Genomic DNA, 15584 nt, shown 5'->3' on the forward strand with positions numbered 1-15584 from the left:
CGCCTCCTGCGACGAGGGCCGGGACGGCGCGGGGGAGAAGGGCGATGCGCCGTTGCCTCCATTGTCTCGCGACCGGGCGGGGTCGCACAGGGACCAAGCTCCTGGACCGCTCCTCCCCTTTCCTCGCTTCGGGCCTCGATGCACATCACCCCTGTCGTGACTCCCGCCTGACTGGGCGAGATGGGACAATCGAGTCGATGACCACTGTTGAGACCTCGCCCCGCCTGAGCGACCCTGTCGCGACCGCCACGTCGGCTGCCGTGCCGGGGCCCCGTCGCACCCTCACCATCGGCCCGCACACGATCGACACCCCCGTCGTGCTCGCACCGATGGCAGGGATCACCAACATGGCTTTCCGGCTGCTGTGCCGTGAGTTCGGCGCGCTGCACAGCCAGGACGATGGTGGGCTGTTCGTCGGCGAGATGGTCACCACCCGCGCGCTCGTGGAGGGCCACAAGGAGTCCTGGCGCCTGGTGACGATGGGGGAGCGGGAGACCCCGCGCTCGGTGCAGCTGTACGGCGTGGACCCCGCCACCGTGCGCCGCGCGGTCGAGATGATCCGCGAGCGGGACCTCGCCGACCACATCGACCTGAACTTCGGCTGCCCGGTCCCCAAGGTGACCCGCCGCGGCGGGGGCGGCGTGCTGCCCTGGAAGACGGAGCTGTTCACCCGCATCGTCACCGCTGCGGTCGAGGCCGCCGGCCCCGAAGTGCCCGTCACCGTCAAGACCCGCATCGGCATCGATGACGAGCACCAGACCTTCCGCGACGCCGGGCTGATCGCCCAGGAGGTCGGCGCAGCGGCGATCGCGCTGCACGGCCGCACCGTCGTCCAGCACTATTCCGGCACCGCCCGCTGGGAGGCGATCACCGAGCTCAAGGAGCTGATCACCGACATCCCCGTGCTCGGCAACGGCGACATCTGGTCCGCCGAGGACGCGATCGAGATGATGGACCAGACGGGCTGCGACGGAGTGGTGGTGGGCCGCGGCTGCCAGGGACGCCCCTGGCTGTTCGCCGACCTCGCCGCAGGCTTCGCCGGCAGGCCCGACCGGGTCCAGCCCTCCCTCGGTGACGTGGCCATGATCCTGCGCCGCCACGCGGAGCTGCTGATCGAGTTCTACGAGGACGAGGGCCGGGCCCTGCGAGATCTGCGCAAGCACGTGGCCTGGTACTTCAAGGGCTATCCCGTCGGTGGGGAGATGCGCCACCGGCTGGCGACCATGGAGTCCCTCGCCGATCTCGATGCCAAGCTCGCCGAGCTGGACCTGACGAGCCCCTATCCGGGCGCTGCGGTCGAGGGGCCGCGCGGCCGGGCCGGCACGCCGAAGAAGGCCCACGTCCCCGACGGCTGGATGACCTCCCGTGAGCTCAGCACCGAGCACGCCGCCCGCCTCCACGAGGCCGAGCTCGACACCTCGGGAGGATGACCGCATGACCACCCCGCCTCCGGCCGGCTATTCGGCACCCGACCTCGAACGGTGGGTCCCCGAGCCCCCGAAGTCGCAGGCCCGTACACCCTTCCAGCGTGACCGCGCCCGCGTGCTGCACTCCTCCGCGCTGCGCCGGCTCGGCGCCAAGACCCAGGTGCTCGGCGCCGGGTCGAACGACTTCGTGCGCACCCGCCTCACCCATTCGCTCGAGGTCGCCCAGGTGGGCCGCGACATCGGTGCGGAGCTCGGCTGCGACCCCGACATCGTCGACGCCGCATGCCTCTCCCACGACCTCGGCCACCCGCCCTTCGGGCACAACGGCGAGAAGGTCCTCGACGAGCTCGCCGCGGACTTCGGCGGCTTCGAGGGCAATGCGCAGACCCTCCGCCTGCTCACCCGGCTCGAGCCGAAGGTCGTGGGGGAGGACCGTCCCTATGGCCTGAACCTCACCCGGGCCAGCGTCGACGCGGCGATCAAATATCCGTGGACGCGCGGCCAGGGCCCCGACCCGAGCTCGGTGAAGTTCGGTGCCTACGCGGACGATCTCGACGTCTACACCTGGGCCCGCGAAGGAGCGGTCCCCGGCAGGCAGTGCTTCGAGGCACAGGTGATGGACCTCGCCGATGACGTCGCCTACTCGGTGCACGACATCGAGGACGCCATCACCGGCCTGACCCTGGACCTCAAAGGCCTGCAGGACCCGATGGAACGAGCTGCCGCGCTGTACGTGGTCCAGGACTGGTACATGCCCGGCGAGTCCCTCGACGCGCTCGATGAGGCCCTCATGCGGCTCGAGGCAGAGCCCTCCTGGATGCCCACCTTCGACGGTTCGATGCGCTCCGCCGCCGCGCTGAAGGACATGACCAGCCAGCTGATCGGCCGTTTCACCCGCTCCGCGATCTCCGCCACCCGCGCCACCCATGGCCAGGACGCCATGTCGCGGTACGCAGGGGAGATGGTGGTGCCCGAACAGACCCACCTCGAGATCGCCGTGCTCAAGGGCCTGGCTGCGGCGTACGTGATGTCCTCCGCCTCGCAGCGACCGGTGTACGAGGCCCAGGAGGAGATCATCCGCGATCTGTTCTCGCGGCTCTGGAACACCGGCACCCAGCACCTCAGCCCGCTGTTCGCCGAGCTGTGGCAGAGCGCGACGGACGATGACGTGCGACGCCGGGTGGTCGTGGACCAGATCGCGTCCTACACCGACGTCACCGCGCGCCGTCTCCACGCGGTGCTCTTCGACCGGGACCTCACGCACATCACCGCCGCGGACACCCCGCTGCCCGGCCTCGGATCGGAGCTCTGAGCTGGTGGCCCAGGGACTGATCCGGCGCGCTGACGTGGAACTGGTGCGGGAGCGCTCCCGCCTGGACGAGGTCGTCGCCGAGCACGTCACGCTGCGCACCGGCGGGATCGGCTCCATGAAGGGGCTGTGCCCCTTCCACGACGAGAAGACCCCGTCGTTCAACATCCGCCCGCAGCTGGGCCACTGGCACTGCTTCGGCTGCGGCGAGGGCGGGGACGTGATCTCCTTCGTGCAGAAGATCAGCCATCTCAGCTTCGTCGAGGCGGTCGAGATGCTGGCCGGCCGCTACGGGGTGCAGCTGCACTACGAGGACAGCGGCGGCGGCAGCGCGGACCGGCCCGACTTCGGGACCCGGCGCCGGCTGCTGGATGCCCACTCCATCGCCGAGGAGTACTACCGCGAGCAGCTCGGCACCCCCTCGGCGGAGGTGGGCCGCAGGTTCCTCACCGAACGCGGCTTCGACCAGGAGGCCGCCGCCCACTTCGGCGTGGGCTTCGCCCCCGAGGGCTGGGACTCGCTCACCGGAGTGCTGCGCTCCCGGGGCTTCACCGAGGCCGAGCTCGTCGCGAGCGGGCTGGTGTCCGAGGGGCAGCGCGGCGTCTACGACCGTTTCCGCGGCCGACTGGTGTGGCCGATCCGCGACATCACCGGCAACACCATCGGCTTCGGCGCCCGCAAACTGCTGGAGTCCGACAAGGGCCCCAAGTACCTCAACACACCCGAGACCGCGATCTACCACAAGTCCAATGTCCTCTACGGCCTGGACATCGCCCGCAAGGAGATCTCCTCCCAGCATCAGGTGGTGGTCGTCGAGGGCTACACCGATGTGATGGCCGCCCACCTCGCGGGCGTCAGGACCGCCGTCGCCTCCTGCGGCACCGCCTTCGGCTCCGAGCACGTGAAGATCGTGCGCCGGGTGATGGGGGACTCCAACGCCTCGGCCGGGCTGAGGCTGAACACCGACGGCCGGGGCCTGGCCGGCGAGGTCATCTTCACCTTCGACGGCGACGCCGCCGGGCAGAAGGCGGCGCTGCGCGCCTTCGAGGAGGACCAGCGCTTCGTGGCCCAGACCTACGTCGCGGTCGAGGCCGGCGGGATGGACCCCTGCGAGCTGCGGATCCAGCAGGGCGACCAGGCGGTGCGGGACCTCATCGCGAAGCGTCGACCCCTGTTCGAGTTCGCGATCCGCTCGGCGATCTCCCAGGTGGACCTCGACACCGTCGAGGGCCAGGTCACCGCCCTGCGGATGGCCGCACCGGTGGTGGCTCAGATCCGGGACCGCGCGATGCGTCCCGAATATGCGCGTCGCCTCTCGGGCTGGCTCGGGATGGAGGAGCGCACCGTGCTGCGCGCCGTGCATGACGCGGCCCGCAGCGAAGGACGCGGCGGCCACCGGGCCGAGGAACCGGTGCCCGCCCCCGAACGCCCAGGCGAGCGAGGATCCGGGGCCGACGGCACCGCGCAGGCCCTGCCGGCCGCGCGCCTGGCCGATGCGGTCAACCCCCGCGACCCCGTCGGACAGGTCGAGACGCAGTCGCTCGCGGTGATGCTCCAGGCACCGCAGCTGCTGGACCCCGAGAAGGTGGCCTCGCTCCCGGACGACTCCTTCCACGTGCCCACGCTGCAGGGGGTGTGGGACGTGATGCTCGCCGCCGGCACCCTGCTCGATGCCGTCGCCGGGGAGCTGCACGCCGCCCGCTACCTCGAGCAGGTCCTCGAGATCGCCGGCGAGACCATCCGGCCGATGATCGTCGAGATCGCGAACCTCGACCTGCCGGCCCGGGACGAGGAGGATCTGCGCAAGCTCGCCGGCTCCCTGCTGGACCGACTCTCCGAGCTGTCGATCACCCGCGAGTACTCGGTGCTCAAGCAGCGCCTGCAGCGCACGGATCCGCGGGATGCCGAACGGCATCAGGAGATCATGACGCGCCTGGCACAGGTGCAGGTCAAGCGGCGCGCGCTGCGCTCAGGGGACGACTGAGGGATCCATGCGGCCGCGGTGTGCCGACGGTCAGAGCAGCGACTCGGCGCGGGCCACCAGCTGTGACCGGGAGGCATTCAGCGCGTCCAGCAGGCGCCCTCTGAGGGCGCCGATGCCGCTCATGCCGGGATCCTGCAGTCCGTCCAGGAACTCGGTGCCGATCATGGTGTCCTGCAGCTCCCCGAGCACCTCCTGCACCTGCTGCGCCTCCTCGAGATGCTGCTGGGCGGCAGGCTCCACCGGGGCGAGCAGCTCCGCCGCATAGCGCCAGCGCTTGGCGGCCTTGCGCGCCAAGTGCAGGGCAGTCGGCTGCCCGTCCGCGGCGGAGAGCCGGCCCCTGACCGTGTCGCGGGCGCGTCGCAGCGTGTCCTCTGTCGCGGGCGTCACGAGCGATGGTGGCGCTCCGCTCCACCGCTCGAGCTGGCCGACGGCCCGCGTCCAGCGTGCTTCCTCGGCGTGCACAGCGAGGTCCGTGAGCGCCCGCTCGCGGGCGGAGGTGAGGGCCGCGGCCAGTGCGTGCTGTTCGCTGGACGGTGCCGCAGCGGTGATGGTGCTGAGTGACTCCGCCAGGGGCAGCAGCAGCTCGGCGAGCACGTCGGTGTCACGGACGGCGCCGAAACCGAGAGCGACCCACTGCAGGTCCGCATCATCGGCGACGAGGTCGGGGAAGGACTGTGGGAACGTGCGCACGGTCGCGCGGAGCCGGCGCAGCGAGGTGCGGGTGTCATGGACCAACTCGACCGACGGTGCAGCATCGAGATGCCGCAGGCCCTCGAGCGCCCGCGTCGCGTGCTGGGCCAGATAGGCAGCCAGGGGGTCGTGGTCACTGCCCATCGACTCACTGCCCACTGACTCTCTGCCCACGGACTCACTGCCCATCGTCGGCCTCCTCGAAGTGAACCGTCACGGTCATGCCCACGGCGAGCCTACGGGCCTGTTCGTCCTCGGTGGGCGCTGGGCGTGGATGACGCGCGCCGCGCACCACCCGTCTCCAGGAACAGCTCGGCGTGGGTTCCCCCGCGGGACCGGGTGCGGTGACTACCGGCTGCTCCTGTGCAGAGGTGCTCATGGCACCACATGACACCCGATGACGGAAGGTTTCGCAGGTCTTGGTACCGGCGGCAGGCGCTTCTATCGTCGCCGTCATGACCACCACGGCAAGCATCCAGTCCGTCGTCCCCGACATCTCCGCCGAAGATCGCGCCGCTCTCCTCACGAGTGCGGCAAGCGCGTGGGCCGAGCGCATGGCTGCCGATCGCTCGAAGGCGCATCTGTCCTACGCGGTCGAGGGTGCAGGCGCAGGTTCAGTGGCAACGACTGTGCGTGCCGGCAAGCACTCCTTCGTCGTCGACGAGCCCGCAGCTCTGGCTGGCGATGATCTAGGCGCCAGCCCGGTCGAGTACGCGCTCGGCGCGCTGGTCGGTTGCCAGGTCGTCGTCTATCGCCTCTACGCGCAGCAGCTCGGCATTCCTTTCGATGAGATCGTCATCAGGGCCGAAGCCGATCTGGACGCGGCGCGACTCTTCGGTGCCGACGAGTCCGTGCGCGCCGGGTTCTCCGCGGTGAGGCTCGATATCGAGCTCTCGGGCCCGGAGTCCAGCGAGCGATACGAGAAGCTGCGCGAGGCCGTCGACGCCCATTGCCCGGTGCTCGACATCTTCCAGAACCCGACCCCGGTCACGACCACCGTCACCCGCGCCTGATCACGGTCCTGCCGGCCTGATCACGGTCGTGCCAGCCTGATCACCTGTCGGCTGGTCCGGTCCCGGCGCGCTGCTCCCGGTCGAGATCCTTCGCCACGTCGACGGCATAGGTGCTCTGAGACGGCGAGGGCCTGTCCAAGCTCGATGTGAACGCCATCGGGGGCGTCACGGCCAGGGAGTCGAGTGCGGACGTGGTCTGGGCGAGGGAGCGCATCTCGACCCAGTGGCCGAGCAGCATGATCACGATCAGCAGGGCGAGCTCCCACCAGAATTCCAGCTGGTGGTCGAGGATCCCGAGGGTGGCTCCCCAGGAGGCGATGAACGCGACCGTGATCGCGAGCCAGATCAGCAGCATCATCCCGGGCTGACGGGAACGGATCTCGGAGACGGCGCCGGTGAGGAAGGGACGGCCACCCCAGACGTACATGACGGTGCCGAAGAGCGGGGCGATCCATCGGGAGCCGGGGAAGGGGCCCACCCCCGGTTCATGGTCACGGGGTAGGCCCCGCGGGGACCATCGCGTGGCCGGATCAGGCGCAACAGGACAGTTGGGAAGGGTCGGTGGTGAAGGACTGGCAGGCGAGCTTGATGCCTTCGGCCATGGTCAGATAGGGCGCCCACATCGCGGCGACGTCCCGATAGGTCTGGCGTCCCTCGAGAGGGAAGACGCCGGCGGCGGCAAGTTCTCCGGCGTCCTTGGTGACGGCGGTGAGGCCGAGGATGCGGCCGGTGTCGTCATCGATGACGACCTTGATGAATCCGCGGGTGTCCCGATTGGCCAGGGCACGGGGCACGTGATCCAGCGGCAGCACGCGGCAGTTGCAGCGGTAGCCGGCCGCCAGGGCCTGTGTCTCGGTCATCCCGACCGCGCCGATGGCCGGGCTGGTGAACGTGACCCGGGGCAGGTGGGCGTAGTCGACCGTCCGTCCCGCCCCGGTGAAGGCGTTGTCGATGGCTATTGCCCCGTGGTGGGCGGCGACGTAGACGAACTCCGGGTGCCCGGTCACGTCTCCGGCGGCCCAAATGCGCGGGTTGGCTGTGGCCAGTGAATCGTCGACGACGATCTCCCCGCTCGGACCGGTATGGACCTGGACCGTCTCCAGGTGCAGTGCGTCGGTGACCGGACGGCGGCCCAGTGCCACCAGCGCCCGATGGGCGCGGAACTGGCCGGTCCGGCCTTCGACGGTCGCGGTGACGGTCACCTCACCGGTCGCCTCGTCCTGGCTGATCGTGGCAAGCTGAGCATGGCGGAGCACCGTGATGCCCTCGTCGGCGAAGACCGATGCCAGCACCTGGTTTGCCTCGGGTTCCTCGGCGGAGGCCAGCCGGGAGCGAACCAGCATGGTCACCGTCGAGCCGAGCCGGGCGAAGAGCTGGGCCAGTTCCAGGGCGACGTACCCGCCACCGAGGACCAACAGGGACTCGGGGACCTCGGTGAGTTCCATCGCGGTGGTCGAGGTCAGGTAGTCGACCTGCTCCAGCCCTGGGAGGTCCGGGATCCAGGGGTGGGCTCCGGTGGCGAGCAGGTAATGCTTCGCCTCGATCACCTCGGCGTTCCCGTCCGGGCCGGTGACCTGCAGCATCGGGGCCTCCGGGGTTCCGGTGAAAGAGGCCACGCCCGGCCGGATGGGCCAGTCGTAGGAAGCAGCGAGATCGACGTACTTGTCCGATCGCAGGCCCTCCACCAGCGACTTCTTGGACTGGATCAGGGCCGGCATGTTCACCGGGCCGGTCCCGGTGGTGATGCCGGGGAACCGGCCGGGGGCATCGGTGGCCGCGTGCCGGGCCTCGGCGGCGGCAAGCAACGCCTTGGACGGCACACAGCCGATGTTCACGCAGGTCCCACCGACCGGGCCACGCTCGATCATCACCACCGACTTGCCCAGGTTCCGGGCTCGGATCGCGGCCGAGAACGCCGCCCCACCCGAACCGATCACCGCAAGGTCCACTGGCTGGTTCATCGCAGATACCCCTTCAGCCTGGCTGGGCGAAACGTCATTCTGAGAGCAGAATGGACCTTCCAGTCCAGGGGAAGGTCAAGCCTGGGTTCGTCAGTGACTCCGAAAGGAGGTAGCCATGAGGATCGGTGAACTCGCCGCAGCGGGGGGCACCAGCACCAAAGCGCTGCGGTTCTATGAAGCCCAGGGGCTGCTGCCGGCCCCGGACCGGACGCCGGCGGGATACCGGGATTACAGCCCCGAGGCGCTCACTCGGCTGGACTTCATACACCGCGGCCAGGCCGCCGGGCTCACGCTGGCCCAGATCCGGCAGGTGCTCGAGATCCGCGACGGCGGACAGGCCCCCTGCGCACACGTCCGCGACCTGCTCGACCAACGCCTGGTGGACATCGAGCACCAGCTGCGCAGACTGAGCGCCCTGCGCGAAACCGTCACCGAGCTGCGCGAGGCGGCCATCCCCATCCACCCCGAAAGCTGCGGCCCCGACCAGGTCTGCCGCTACGTCTGAGCCGTGCTGGGCTCACCGTGCCGAGGCGTCACGGTAGCGAAGTCGTCATCGAACCCGTCGAGGGCCTGACCGTTCAGGTGACCACCTGGCACACGGATGAACCCTCCCAGCGCGCCATCGAAGGGATGGATCGCATGCGCCTGGTACGCGACGACATCGAGACTCGCGTCCGCGCGCTCCTGAGCGACCTCACCCAGGCCGCGAACTGACCCCGAGCACCTGGGAGAATCTGTTCAGTAGTGGATGTATAGTTCAGTGCATGCTGACTATTGCTTCTCGTCTCGACGTGATGAACCGCCTGGGTCGCGCACTGGCCGACCCCACCCGATCCCGGATCATCCTGACTCTGCTCGATGGGCCCACTTACCCGGCGGAACTGGCCCGAGATCTGGATCTGACGCGCCCCAACGTGTCCAATCACCTTGCGTGCCTTCGGGACTGCGGGATCGTGGTCGCCGAGCCCGAGGGTCGTCGGACACGGTATGAGATTGCCGATTCCCACCTGGCGCAGGCTCTGACAGCACTGGTCGATGCCACCCTCGCGGTGGACGAGCACGCTCCGTGCGTCGATTCCGCCTGCTCCGTTCCCGGATGCGATGCAGCAGGGGAGGGCGCATGATCCTCGCCTCCGTCCTGCAGGCGATCGGCCTGTTCGTAGCGACCAACATCGACGACATCATCGTGCTCTCCCTCTTCTTCGCCCGAGGTGCGGGCCAGCGCGGCACCACCGCCCGCATTCTGGTCGGGCAGTACCTCGGGTTCGCCGGCATCCTCGGTGCCGCGGTCCTGGTGACCATCGGCGCCGGAGCGTTCCTGCCCTCGGCAGCCATCCCGTATTTCGGACTCATCCCTCTGGGCCTCGGCCTCTGGGCCGCGTGGCAGGCATGGCGCGGAGACGATGACGACGATGACGACGACGCCAAGGTTGCCGGCAAGAAGGTCGGCGTGTGGACCGTCGCAGGCGTCACCCTTGCCAACGGCGGTGACAACATCGGTGTCTACACCCCGGTCTTCCTGAGCGTGGAGCCTCTCGCAGTGGTCGCTTACTGCATCGTCTTTCTCGCACTCGTCGCTGTCCTGGTGGTACTGGCCAGATTCGTCGCCACCCGGCCACCGATCGCCGAAGCCCTCGAACGCTGGGAGCACATCCTCTTCCCCATCGTTCTCATCGGCCTCGGCATCGTCATCCTCGTCAGCGGCGGAGCCTTCGGCCTCTGACTCAGCCGAAGCGAACACAGGTCCCGGGCTCGACAGATCAGTCTCGGATCCTGGGCTCGCGACACTTCGTCACGTCGGCATCGTCTGAGCGTGGACCGGACCTGAGCCCTGTCGAACTCCCGCCGTTCAACGGGGAGGGCTTGCTCATGATGACCGAGTCTGAGTTCCAGGGCGCGCCGTTTGCTGGCTAGTCTGACCAGGGCTAGTGGAGCAACTGGCGCAACGGTGAACGGGAGACTGGACAGCATGTTGATGATCGGTGCGCGCCGGGGGGCTTCCCGTGCGGCGAACAGAATGGCAGACAACGGCGCCGAGTCGATCGACTCGCCGGTCCGCGCTGCGGTTGCCGGGATGCGCTGCGGGGCGACCTGGTGACCTCGACGCGCACCAGGGTCCTCGTCATAGGTGCTGCGGCGCCGTGGGCTCTGCTGTGGACGGTGATCGCGGCCGCTATGGCGGGAGCTCCGATCTCGATGGAGCTCGTCGATGCCGGCCCGGTGGTGCGGTGGGGATTGCCGATCGTCGATGCCCTCGGTGATGTGGTCGGTGCCGCCACCGTGGCGTGCCTCGTGCTGGCGCTCGTCGTGCTGCCCCGCCGTACGGGGCCATCCGCTTCGGAGGCTGATCAGGATCGCGCTACCGTGTCTCGGTTTCATCCGGCGTACGAGCGAGCACTCGACATCGGCATGGGTCTGGCAATGGTGTGGTCGATGCTGCTGGTCGTCCGGATGGTCCTCGGCTACGCCCTGGCGGCGGGCCAGGCACCCTTCTCTCCGCGCTTCGGCTCCGACCTCCTGATGTACATCACCCGGCTCGAGCTCGGTCAGTACCAGCTCGCTGGCGCGGTGTTCGTCGCTGTCGCCTCGACGATGCTGATCGTCGTGAGGTCTCGCACGGGGCTCCTGATCGCGCTGAGCCTGATGTTCGCGACGTTGGTGACGAAGTCGATGACGGGGCATGCCGCGGGGCAGACCTCTCACGAAGCGGCCACGAGCGCGATGATCGTGCACCTCGTGGCTGCCGGAGTGTGGCTCGGCGGCCTGGCGCTGCTCGTGCTGCTCGCGGGGCGGCTCGGAGCACGGCTCACGGATGCCGCCGAACGGTTCAGCGTCCTGGCGCTTGCTTGTTATGGGGCGTTGGCCGCCAGCGGTATCGCCTCTGCCCTGGTCCGGCTCTCCGCGCCTTTGGACCTCGTGACCACGGCGTACGGGTGGATGCTCGTGCTGAAGACGGTGCTGCTGGTGCTGTTGGGTGGCGCGGGCTGGTGGCAGCGCCGACGGGTGCTGGTCCGGTTGCGCGCCTCGGATCGCCGGAGAGATTTCCTGTGGCTCGCCGCGGGGGAAGTCTTCCTGATCGCCGCGGCGACCGGACTCGGTGCCGCGCTGTCGAACACGGCGCCTCCGGTGCCGGACGAGCCCGAACCGGTCGCCTCGACGGCTGAGGCGCTGACCGACTACCCCCTGCCCGCTCCGCCTGAGCTGACGACGCTGCTGACGGCCTGGCGTGTGGACGTCGCCGGAATGGTGCTTGCCCTCGGTCTCGTTGTCATCTACCTCTGGGTGAGGATGCGCCGCCCTGTGACGGGCACGGGTGCGCGTCCCTGGCCCGTGGGCAGGACGCTGGCGTGGGTCGCAGGGTGTGCGGTCATCTTCTGGGTGACGAGCGGAGCACCGGGCGTGTATGCGCCGGTGCAGTTCTCCGTGCACTTGGGTCAGCATGCTCTGCTTGCTCTGGTGGCAGTGCCTCTGCTGGTCGCCGGTCGTTTCGGTGACCTCGTGCGGGAACGGATCTCTCCTCGGTCGGATGGTTCTGCGGGTCTGCGCGAGCTCGTCGACTGGAGGCCCGGCTCTCGCGTGGGTCAGTGGCTTGCGCATCCGGCGGTGTTGGCACTGCTCGGCGCGGCAGGATTCGCAGCGATCTACCTGACACCGGCTCTCGGTGCAGGATTGCATACCGCGCCCGGCCGACTGGTCGTCCTCACAGCTGTCCTGGTGTTCGGTGCTGCTGTGGCGCTGCCGTTCCAGGGCAGGGCGCTGGGCGGTGGCACGGTCGCTGGGGTGGAGCGCTGGGCGGCCCTGGCTGTGGGGACCGGCATCCTTGCTGCGTTGGCGGTTCTGCTGGTGCTGGTGATCCCCGTCGTGGAGCCCGACTGGTTCGCGGTCATGGGGCGGACCTGGGGTGCCGATGCGCTCGGCGATCAACGACTCGGTGGTTGGATGCTGCTGGCGATGGTGCTGGTGCTGGCGGTCCTGCACGGCGCACTGATCGTGCGTTCACGCCGACGCAGCGAAGGTCTCTCGGCCGGTCGTGACGCTGAGGCGCGGCAGCGAGCTCGCTCAGCCCCTCGACCCGACCCTTCATGACGACTTCTCCCTCAGCGGGTTGCTGGTGGCCAGGTCGTGAGGCGGGTCAGTCGGTGCCGTGACCGGGGCTGCGGCGCAGGCGGACGATGATCGCGCCGATGACGGCGAGCAGCAGGAGCAGGGCGAGGCCGCCGACGATCATGCCGAGGGGCAGGCCGCCCTCACTCTGCGGAGCCTCTGCCTGCTCGACAGCGGTGGCTTCCGTGCTCGGTTCGTCCGTCCCGGCGGTCGGCTCCTCGCTCTCCGTCGGCTCCACCGCTCCAGAATCTGCTGCGGCCGTGGGCTCGGCACCGACTGTGACGGTGAAGTCGACCGTGCCTTCGATCGGGTGGCCGTCCGAGGAGACGACACGCCACAAGACCTGGTAGTCATCGGCGGGCAGCGGCGGCAGATCGATCGTGGCCGTGCTGCCGGACACGGTGGGCGTTTCGGTGAAGATCTCCTCGCCGGCGGAGGTGGTCAGTCGCACGACCGGAGAGAGGTTGAGAACCTCATCGCTGTAGGTGAGCTCAAGCATCTGGGGAGCCTGCTCGAAGCTCTCGCCGGCTGCCGGGCTCGAGGAGATCAGGGTGTCGTGCGCCGATGCTGCGGGCAACAGCGCTGGCACCGCCATCGGCATCAGCACGGCGGCGAGCAGCCCGACCAGGCTTGCCAGCATGATCCGCACCGCCGTCCCGGTGGTTCCGCGAGCAGCAGTCGTGTCCGTCCTCATGAAATTCTCCTCCTCGGGTGGCCCCTCGTGCGGGCCGTTTTGTCCCCGTGACCGGGGCACATCGAGTGTAGCGACGTGCCACGAGCGACCCCTTCGCTCATCTCCCAGGATCGACTCGTCCCTCCCCACCCCTTTACAGAACCCCAAAGAGCGATATCATCGCCATGTGACGATTGATACGATCTTAGCCGTGCCCCAGTTCGAGGTGGCAGACAGTCATGCCGCGCTCTTCCATGCTCTCGCCGAACCCACACGCTTGGCTCTCCTCCAGCACCTCTCGACAGGTGAGCACCGGGTCCGCGACCTTGTCGAACACATGCACCTTGCCCAGTCGACCGTCAGCAAGCATCTCTCGTGCCTGCGCGACTGCGGCCTGGTCACCGCACGCCCCGAAGGCCGCGCATCCTGGTTCGCCCTCGCCGATCTGTCCCGACTGAAGGACCTGCTCGAGGTGGCGGACGATCTGCTCGACACCTCCGGGACGACACTGTCCCTGAAGAACCACCGCAACCACGAGAACCTTGAGGACGGGGACCTCTGATGAGCTCAGGACACGACCACTCGCACGGCGGCAACGGGTCGAGCACCGCCCGAACGCGACTCGCCATCGCCTTCGCGATCACCTCCGTCATCGTGCTCGCACAAGCGGTAGGGAGCGTCGTCACCGGCAGTCTTGCCCTGCTCACGGACACGGCGCACGCCCTCGTCGACGCCTCCGGACTGTTGGTCGCGCTGATCGCGGCGACAATGATGCTGCGTCCCGCGAGCAGCAGCCGCACCTGGGGGTTTGCTCGAATCGAGGTTCTGGCGGCACTGGCCCAAGCGACACTTCTGATCGTGGTCGGCACGTATACCGCCGTCGAGGGCATCTCCCGACTGTCCGACCCTCCAGAGGTCCCCTCGGGGCAGCTGCTCGTGTTCGGAGTGATCGGGTTGACCGCGAACATCGTCGCGATCCTCATCCTCGCCGGAGGCAAGGATTCGAGCCTGAACATGCGTGCCGCGTTCCTCGAGGTCCTCAATGACGCTCTCGGTTCGCTCGGAGTGATCACGGCCGCGATCGTGATCCAGGTGACCGGGTTCCAGCAGGCCGATGCACTGGCCGGTTTGTTCATCGCCGCGTTGATCGTGCCCCGCGCGTTCCGCATCATGGCCGAGACGCTGCGGATTCTCATGGAGTACACCCCGAAGGGTGTGGATCTCGATCAGGTGCGTGAGCACATCCTTGCGCTCGACCACGTCCAGGATGTCCACGACCTGCACGCCTCTGCGATCGGGAGCAATCTGCCGATCTTCTCGGCGCACGTCGTCGTCGGGGAGGAGTGCTTCGAATCGGCCCACGCACTGCAGATCCTCGAAGAGGTCCATGTCTGCGTCAGGACGCACTTCCCTGTGGCGTTTGAGCATGCCACGATCCAACTGGAGAGCCCGTCCGTGCATCGAGGTGAATCCGAACGTCCCCTGCACACGTAACGCCTACGGATCCGATCGCCTCCTGACTGCAGGGGAGAGTGACAAAATGGCGCGCACCCCACGCGATGGTGGGGTGCGCGCCGCGGTAGTCGCTGGGCTCAGCGGAAGGAGACGAAGGTGGGGTTGCCCCAGATGGTGCGCTCGGTGACGGCGCCGGGGGAGCGGCCTGCATCGACGACCTTGTCGCCGCCGGCGTAGATGCCCATGTGGCCGGGCCATACGACGAGGTCGCCGGGCTGGGCCTCGGACTTGGAGATCTGGGTGCCGGCGTCGACCTGCTGGCCGGAGGTGCGCGGAAGGTCGATGCCGACCTGCTTGTAGGCGTACTGGGTCAGGCCGGAGCAGTCGAAGCTCACGCCCGGGTTGCTCGAGCCCCAGGAGTAGGCGGCACCCATCTGGGTCCGTGCGGCGTCGACGATCGCCTGCCCGGTGCTGCTGGAGGAGGATGCGGGTGCAGGAACCGACGCGCCACCACCGCCGACACGGGAGGCCGAACCGTTCAGGGAGCCGCGCGTCTCGGGGCCCACCACGCCATCGACCTGCAGGCCGTTGGTCTGCTGGTAGTCCTTCACCGCGCCGTGGGTGCGCGGGCCGAACTTTCCGTCGACGGCGAGTGAGGATCCCTCATCGTTCAGTGCGGACTGGAGCTGCTCGACCGAGGCGCCCTGGGATCCCCAGCGGAGCTTCTTGGAGGAGTCCAGAGCCTGCGCCGGTGCCGGAGCAGCAGGCGCGACGGCCTGCGTGACCGCGGACGGCACGGTCGCAGGAGCTGCGGGTGCTGCCTGGGCCGCACCACCAGCGAAGGCGGACCCGAGCAGGACGGTGCCGAGGAGGGCGGCACCTCCGGTGCCACGCAGGGCGCGTCCGCTGTGGCGAAGGGGGGTGACTGCGCGGCCGGCCGCGCGATGGGAATTGCTCGTGGCCATGAA

The 15584-nt window shown here is 68.8% G+C and carries 14 protein-coding genes and 2 pseudogenes; 11 read left to right on the plus strand and 5 right to left on the minus strand.

Annotated features, from left to right (window positions below):
• Positions 1-197 precede the first annotated feature (197 nt).
• From dusB to dnaG, 3 genes are read left to right on the plus strand one after another with little or no spacing between them, the layout of a single operon-like run.
• Complete coding sequence (gene dusB / locus Q0937_RS12385) at positions 198-1430, plus strand: tRNA dihydrouridine synthase DusB (protein WP_299304041.1); 1233 nt, start codon at positions 198-200, stop codon at positions 1428-1430.
• A gap of 4 nt (positions 1431-1434) precedes the next feature.
• Positions 1435-2739, plus strand: coding sequence for a deoxyguanosinetriphosphate triphosphohydrolase (locus Q0937_RS12390; RefSeq protein ID WP_299304043.1), 1305 nt, complete (start codon positions 1435-1437; stop codon positions 2737-2739).
• 4 nt (positions 2740-2743) lie between these two features.
• Positions 2744-4720, plus strand: coding sequence for a DNA primase (gene dnaG / locus Q0937_RS12395; RefSeq protein ID WP_299304044.1), 1977 nt, complete (start codon positions 2744-2746; stop codon positions 4718-4720).
• A 30-nt stretch (positions 4721-4750) separates the two neighbouring features.
• Here dnaG and Q0937_RS12400 read toward each other — a convergent pair whose 3' ends face one another.
• On the minus strand, positions 4751-5599 hold the full coding sequence (locus Q0937_RS12400; protein ID WP_299304046.1) for a CHAD domain-containing protein: 849 nt from the start codon (positions 5597-5599) through the stop codon (positions 4751-4753).
• Positions 5600-5865: 266 nt separating this feature from the next.
• Between Q0937_RS12400 and Q0937_RS12405 the strand changes: the two genes are divergently transcribed.
• Positions 5866-6423, plus strand: a complete 558-nt coding sequence (locus tag Q0937_RS12405) for an OsmC family protein (RefSeq protein WP_299304048.1) — start codon at positions 5866-5868, stop codon at positions 6421-6423.
• Between the two features lie 169 nt (positions 6424-6592).
• Here the strand turns inward: Q0937_RS12405 and Q0937_RS12410 are convergent.
• Both Q0937_RS12410 and merA read right to left on the minus strand, forming a co-directional pair.
• Positions 6593-6901: pseudogene (locus Q0937_RS12410) on the minus strand (heavy metal translocating P-type ATPase); the annotation flags it as partial.
• 52 nt (positions 6902-6953) lie between these two features.
• The gene (merA, locus tag Q0937_RS12415) at positions 6954-8384 is read right to left on the minus strand and encodes a mercury(II) reductase (protein ID WP_299304050.1); all 1431 of its coding nucleotides are present in this window, start codon (positions 8382-8384) and stop codon (positions 6954-6956) included.
• 115 nt (positions 8385-8499) lie between these two features.
• Between merA and Q0937_RS12420 the strand changes: the two genes are divergently transcribed.
• The 5 genes and pseudogenes from Q0937_RS12420 to Q0937_RS12440 all read left to right on the plus strand — a co-directional run bounded on the left by Q0937_RS12420 (position 8500) and on the right by Q0937_RS12440 (position 12470).
• Positions 8500-8889 carry a heavy metal-responsive transcriptional regulator gene (locus tag Q0937_RS12420; RefSeq protein ID WP_299304052.1) on the plus strand — a complete coding sequence of 130 codons (390 nt, stop codon included), beginning with the start codon at positions 8500-8502 and terminating at the stop codon, positions 8887-8889.
• Positions 8890-8933: 44 nt separating this feature from the next.
• Positions 8934-9098 (plus strand): annotated as a pseudogene (locus tag Q0937_RS12425) (low molecular weight phosphatase family protein); the annotation flags it as partial.
• A 50-nt stretch (positions 9099-9148) separates the two neighbouring features.
• A complete protein-coding gene (locus Q0937_RS12430) occupies positions 9149-9508 on the plus strand; it encodes a helix-turn-helix transcriptional regulator (protein ID WP_299304054.1) in 360 nt (119 codons plus the stop codon).
• Positions 9505-10107 carry a cadmium resistance transporter gene (locus tag Q0937_RS12435; RefSeq protein ID WP_299304056.1) on the plus strand — a complete coding sequence of 201 codons (603 nt, stop codon included), beginning with the start codon at positions 9505-9507 and terminating at the stop codon, positions 10105-10107. Before Q0937_RS12430 ends, Q0937_RS12435 begins: the two co-directional genes overlap by 4 nt.
• A gap of 371 nt (positions 10108-10478) precedes the next feature.
• Complete coding sequence (locus tag Q0937_RS12440) at positions 10479-12470, plus strand: cytochrome c oxidase assembly protein (RefSeq protein ID WP_299304058.1); 1992 nt, start codon at positions 10479-10481, stop codon at positions 12468-12470.
• A gap of 46 nt (positions 12471-12516) precedes the next feature.
• Here Q0937_RS12440 and Q0937_RS12445 read toward each other — a convergent pair whose 3' ends face one another.
• Positions 12517-13182 (minus strand): copper resistance CopC family protein, encoded by a 666-nt coding sequence (locus tag Q0937_RS12445; RefSeq protein WP_299304060.1) that lies wholly within the window; start codon positions 13180-13182, stop codon positions 12517-12519.
• Between the two features lie 190 nt (positions 13183-13372).
• Here Q0937_RS12445 and Q0937_RS12450 point away from each other — a divergent pair, with 190 nt between their 5' ends.
• Positions 13373-13723 carry a helix-turn-helix transcriptional regulator gene (locus Q0937_RS12450; protein ID WP_299304061.1) on the plus strand — a complete coding sequence of 117 codons (351 nt, stop codon included), beginning with the start codon at positions 13373-13375 and terminating at the stop codon, positions 13721-13723.
• Positions 13723-14655: a cation diffusion facilitator family transporter gene (locus Q0937_RS12455; protein ID WP_299304062.1), complete on the plus strand. Its 933-nt coding sequence runs from the start codon at positions 13723-13725 to the stop codon at positions 14653-14655. The genes Q0937_RS12450 and Q0937_RS12455 overlap by 1 nt, the downstream gene beginning before the upstream one ends.
• Before the next feature lie 98 nt (positions 14656-14753).
• On the opposite strand, the gene Q0937_RS12460 is transcribed toward Q0937_RS12455, so the two are convergent.
• A complete protein-coding gene (locus Q0937_RS12460) occupies positions 14754-15581 on the minus strand; it encodes a C40 family peptidase (protein WP_299304069.1) in 828 nt (275 codons plus the stop codon).
• Positions 15582-15584 lie beyond the last annotated feature (3 nt).

It is taken from the genome of uncultured Brachybacterium sp. (genome assembly GCF_947500705.1).
Classification (GTDB): Bacteria; Actinomycetota; Actinomycetes; order Actinomycetales; family Dermabacteraceae; genus Brachybacterium.

Coding starts and splice junctions, on each gene's coding strand:
- Q0937_RS12435 (WP_299304056.1), top strand. CDS start 9,505: ATGATCCTCGCCTCCGTCCTGCAGGCGATCGGCCTGTTCGTAGCGACC.
- Q0937_RS12400 (WP_299304046.1), bottom strand. CDS start 5,599: ATGGGCAGTGAGTCCGTGGGCAGAGAGTCAGTGGGCAGTGAGTCGATG.
- Q0937_RS12420 (WP_299304052.1), top strand. CDS start 8,500: ATGAGGATCGGTGAACTCGCCGCAGCGGGGGGCACCAGCACCAAAGCG.
- Q0937_RS12390 (WP_299304043.1), top strand. CDS start 1,435: ATGACCACCCCGCCTCCGGCCGGCTATTCGGCACCCGACCTCGAACGG.
- Q0937_RS12445 (WP_299304060.1), bottom strand. CDS start 13,182: ATGAGGACGGACACGACTGCTGCTCGCGGAACCACCGGGACGGCGGTG.
- Q0937_RS12405 (WP_299304048.1), top strand. CDS start 5,866: ATGACCACCACGGCAAGCATCCAGTCCGTCGTCCCCGACATCTCCGCC.
- dusB (WP_299304041.1), top strand. CDS start 198: ATGACCACTGTTGAGACCTCGCCCCGCCTGAGCGACCCTGTCGCGACC.
- Q0937_RS12460 (WP_299304069.1), bottom strand. CDS start 15,581: ATGGCCACGAGCAATTCCCATCGCGCGGCCGGCCGCGCAGTCACCCCC.
- merA (WP_299304050.1), bottom strand. CDS start 8,384: ATGAACCAGCCAGTGGACCTTGCGGTGATCGGTTCGGGTGGGGCGGCG.
- Q0937_RS12430 (WP_299304054.1), top strand. CDS start 9,149: ATGCTGACTATTGCTTCTCGTCTCGACGTGATGAACCGCCTGGGTCGC.
- Q0937_RS12455 (WP_299304062.1), top strand. CDS start 13,723: ATGAGCTCAGGACACGACCACTCGCACGGCGGCAACGGGTCGAGCACC.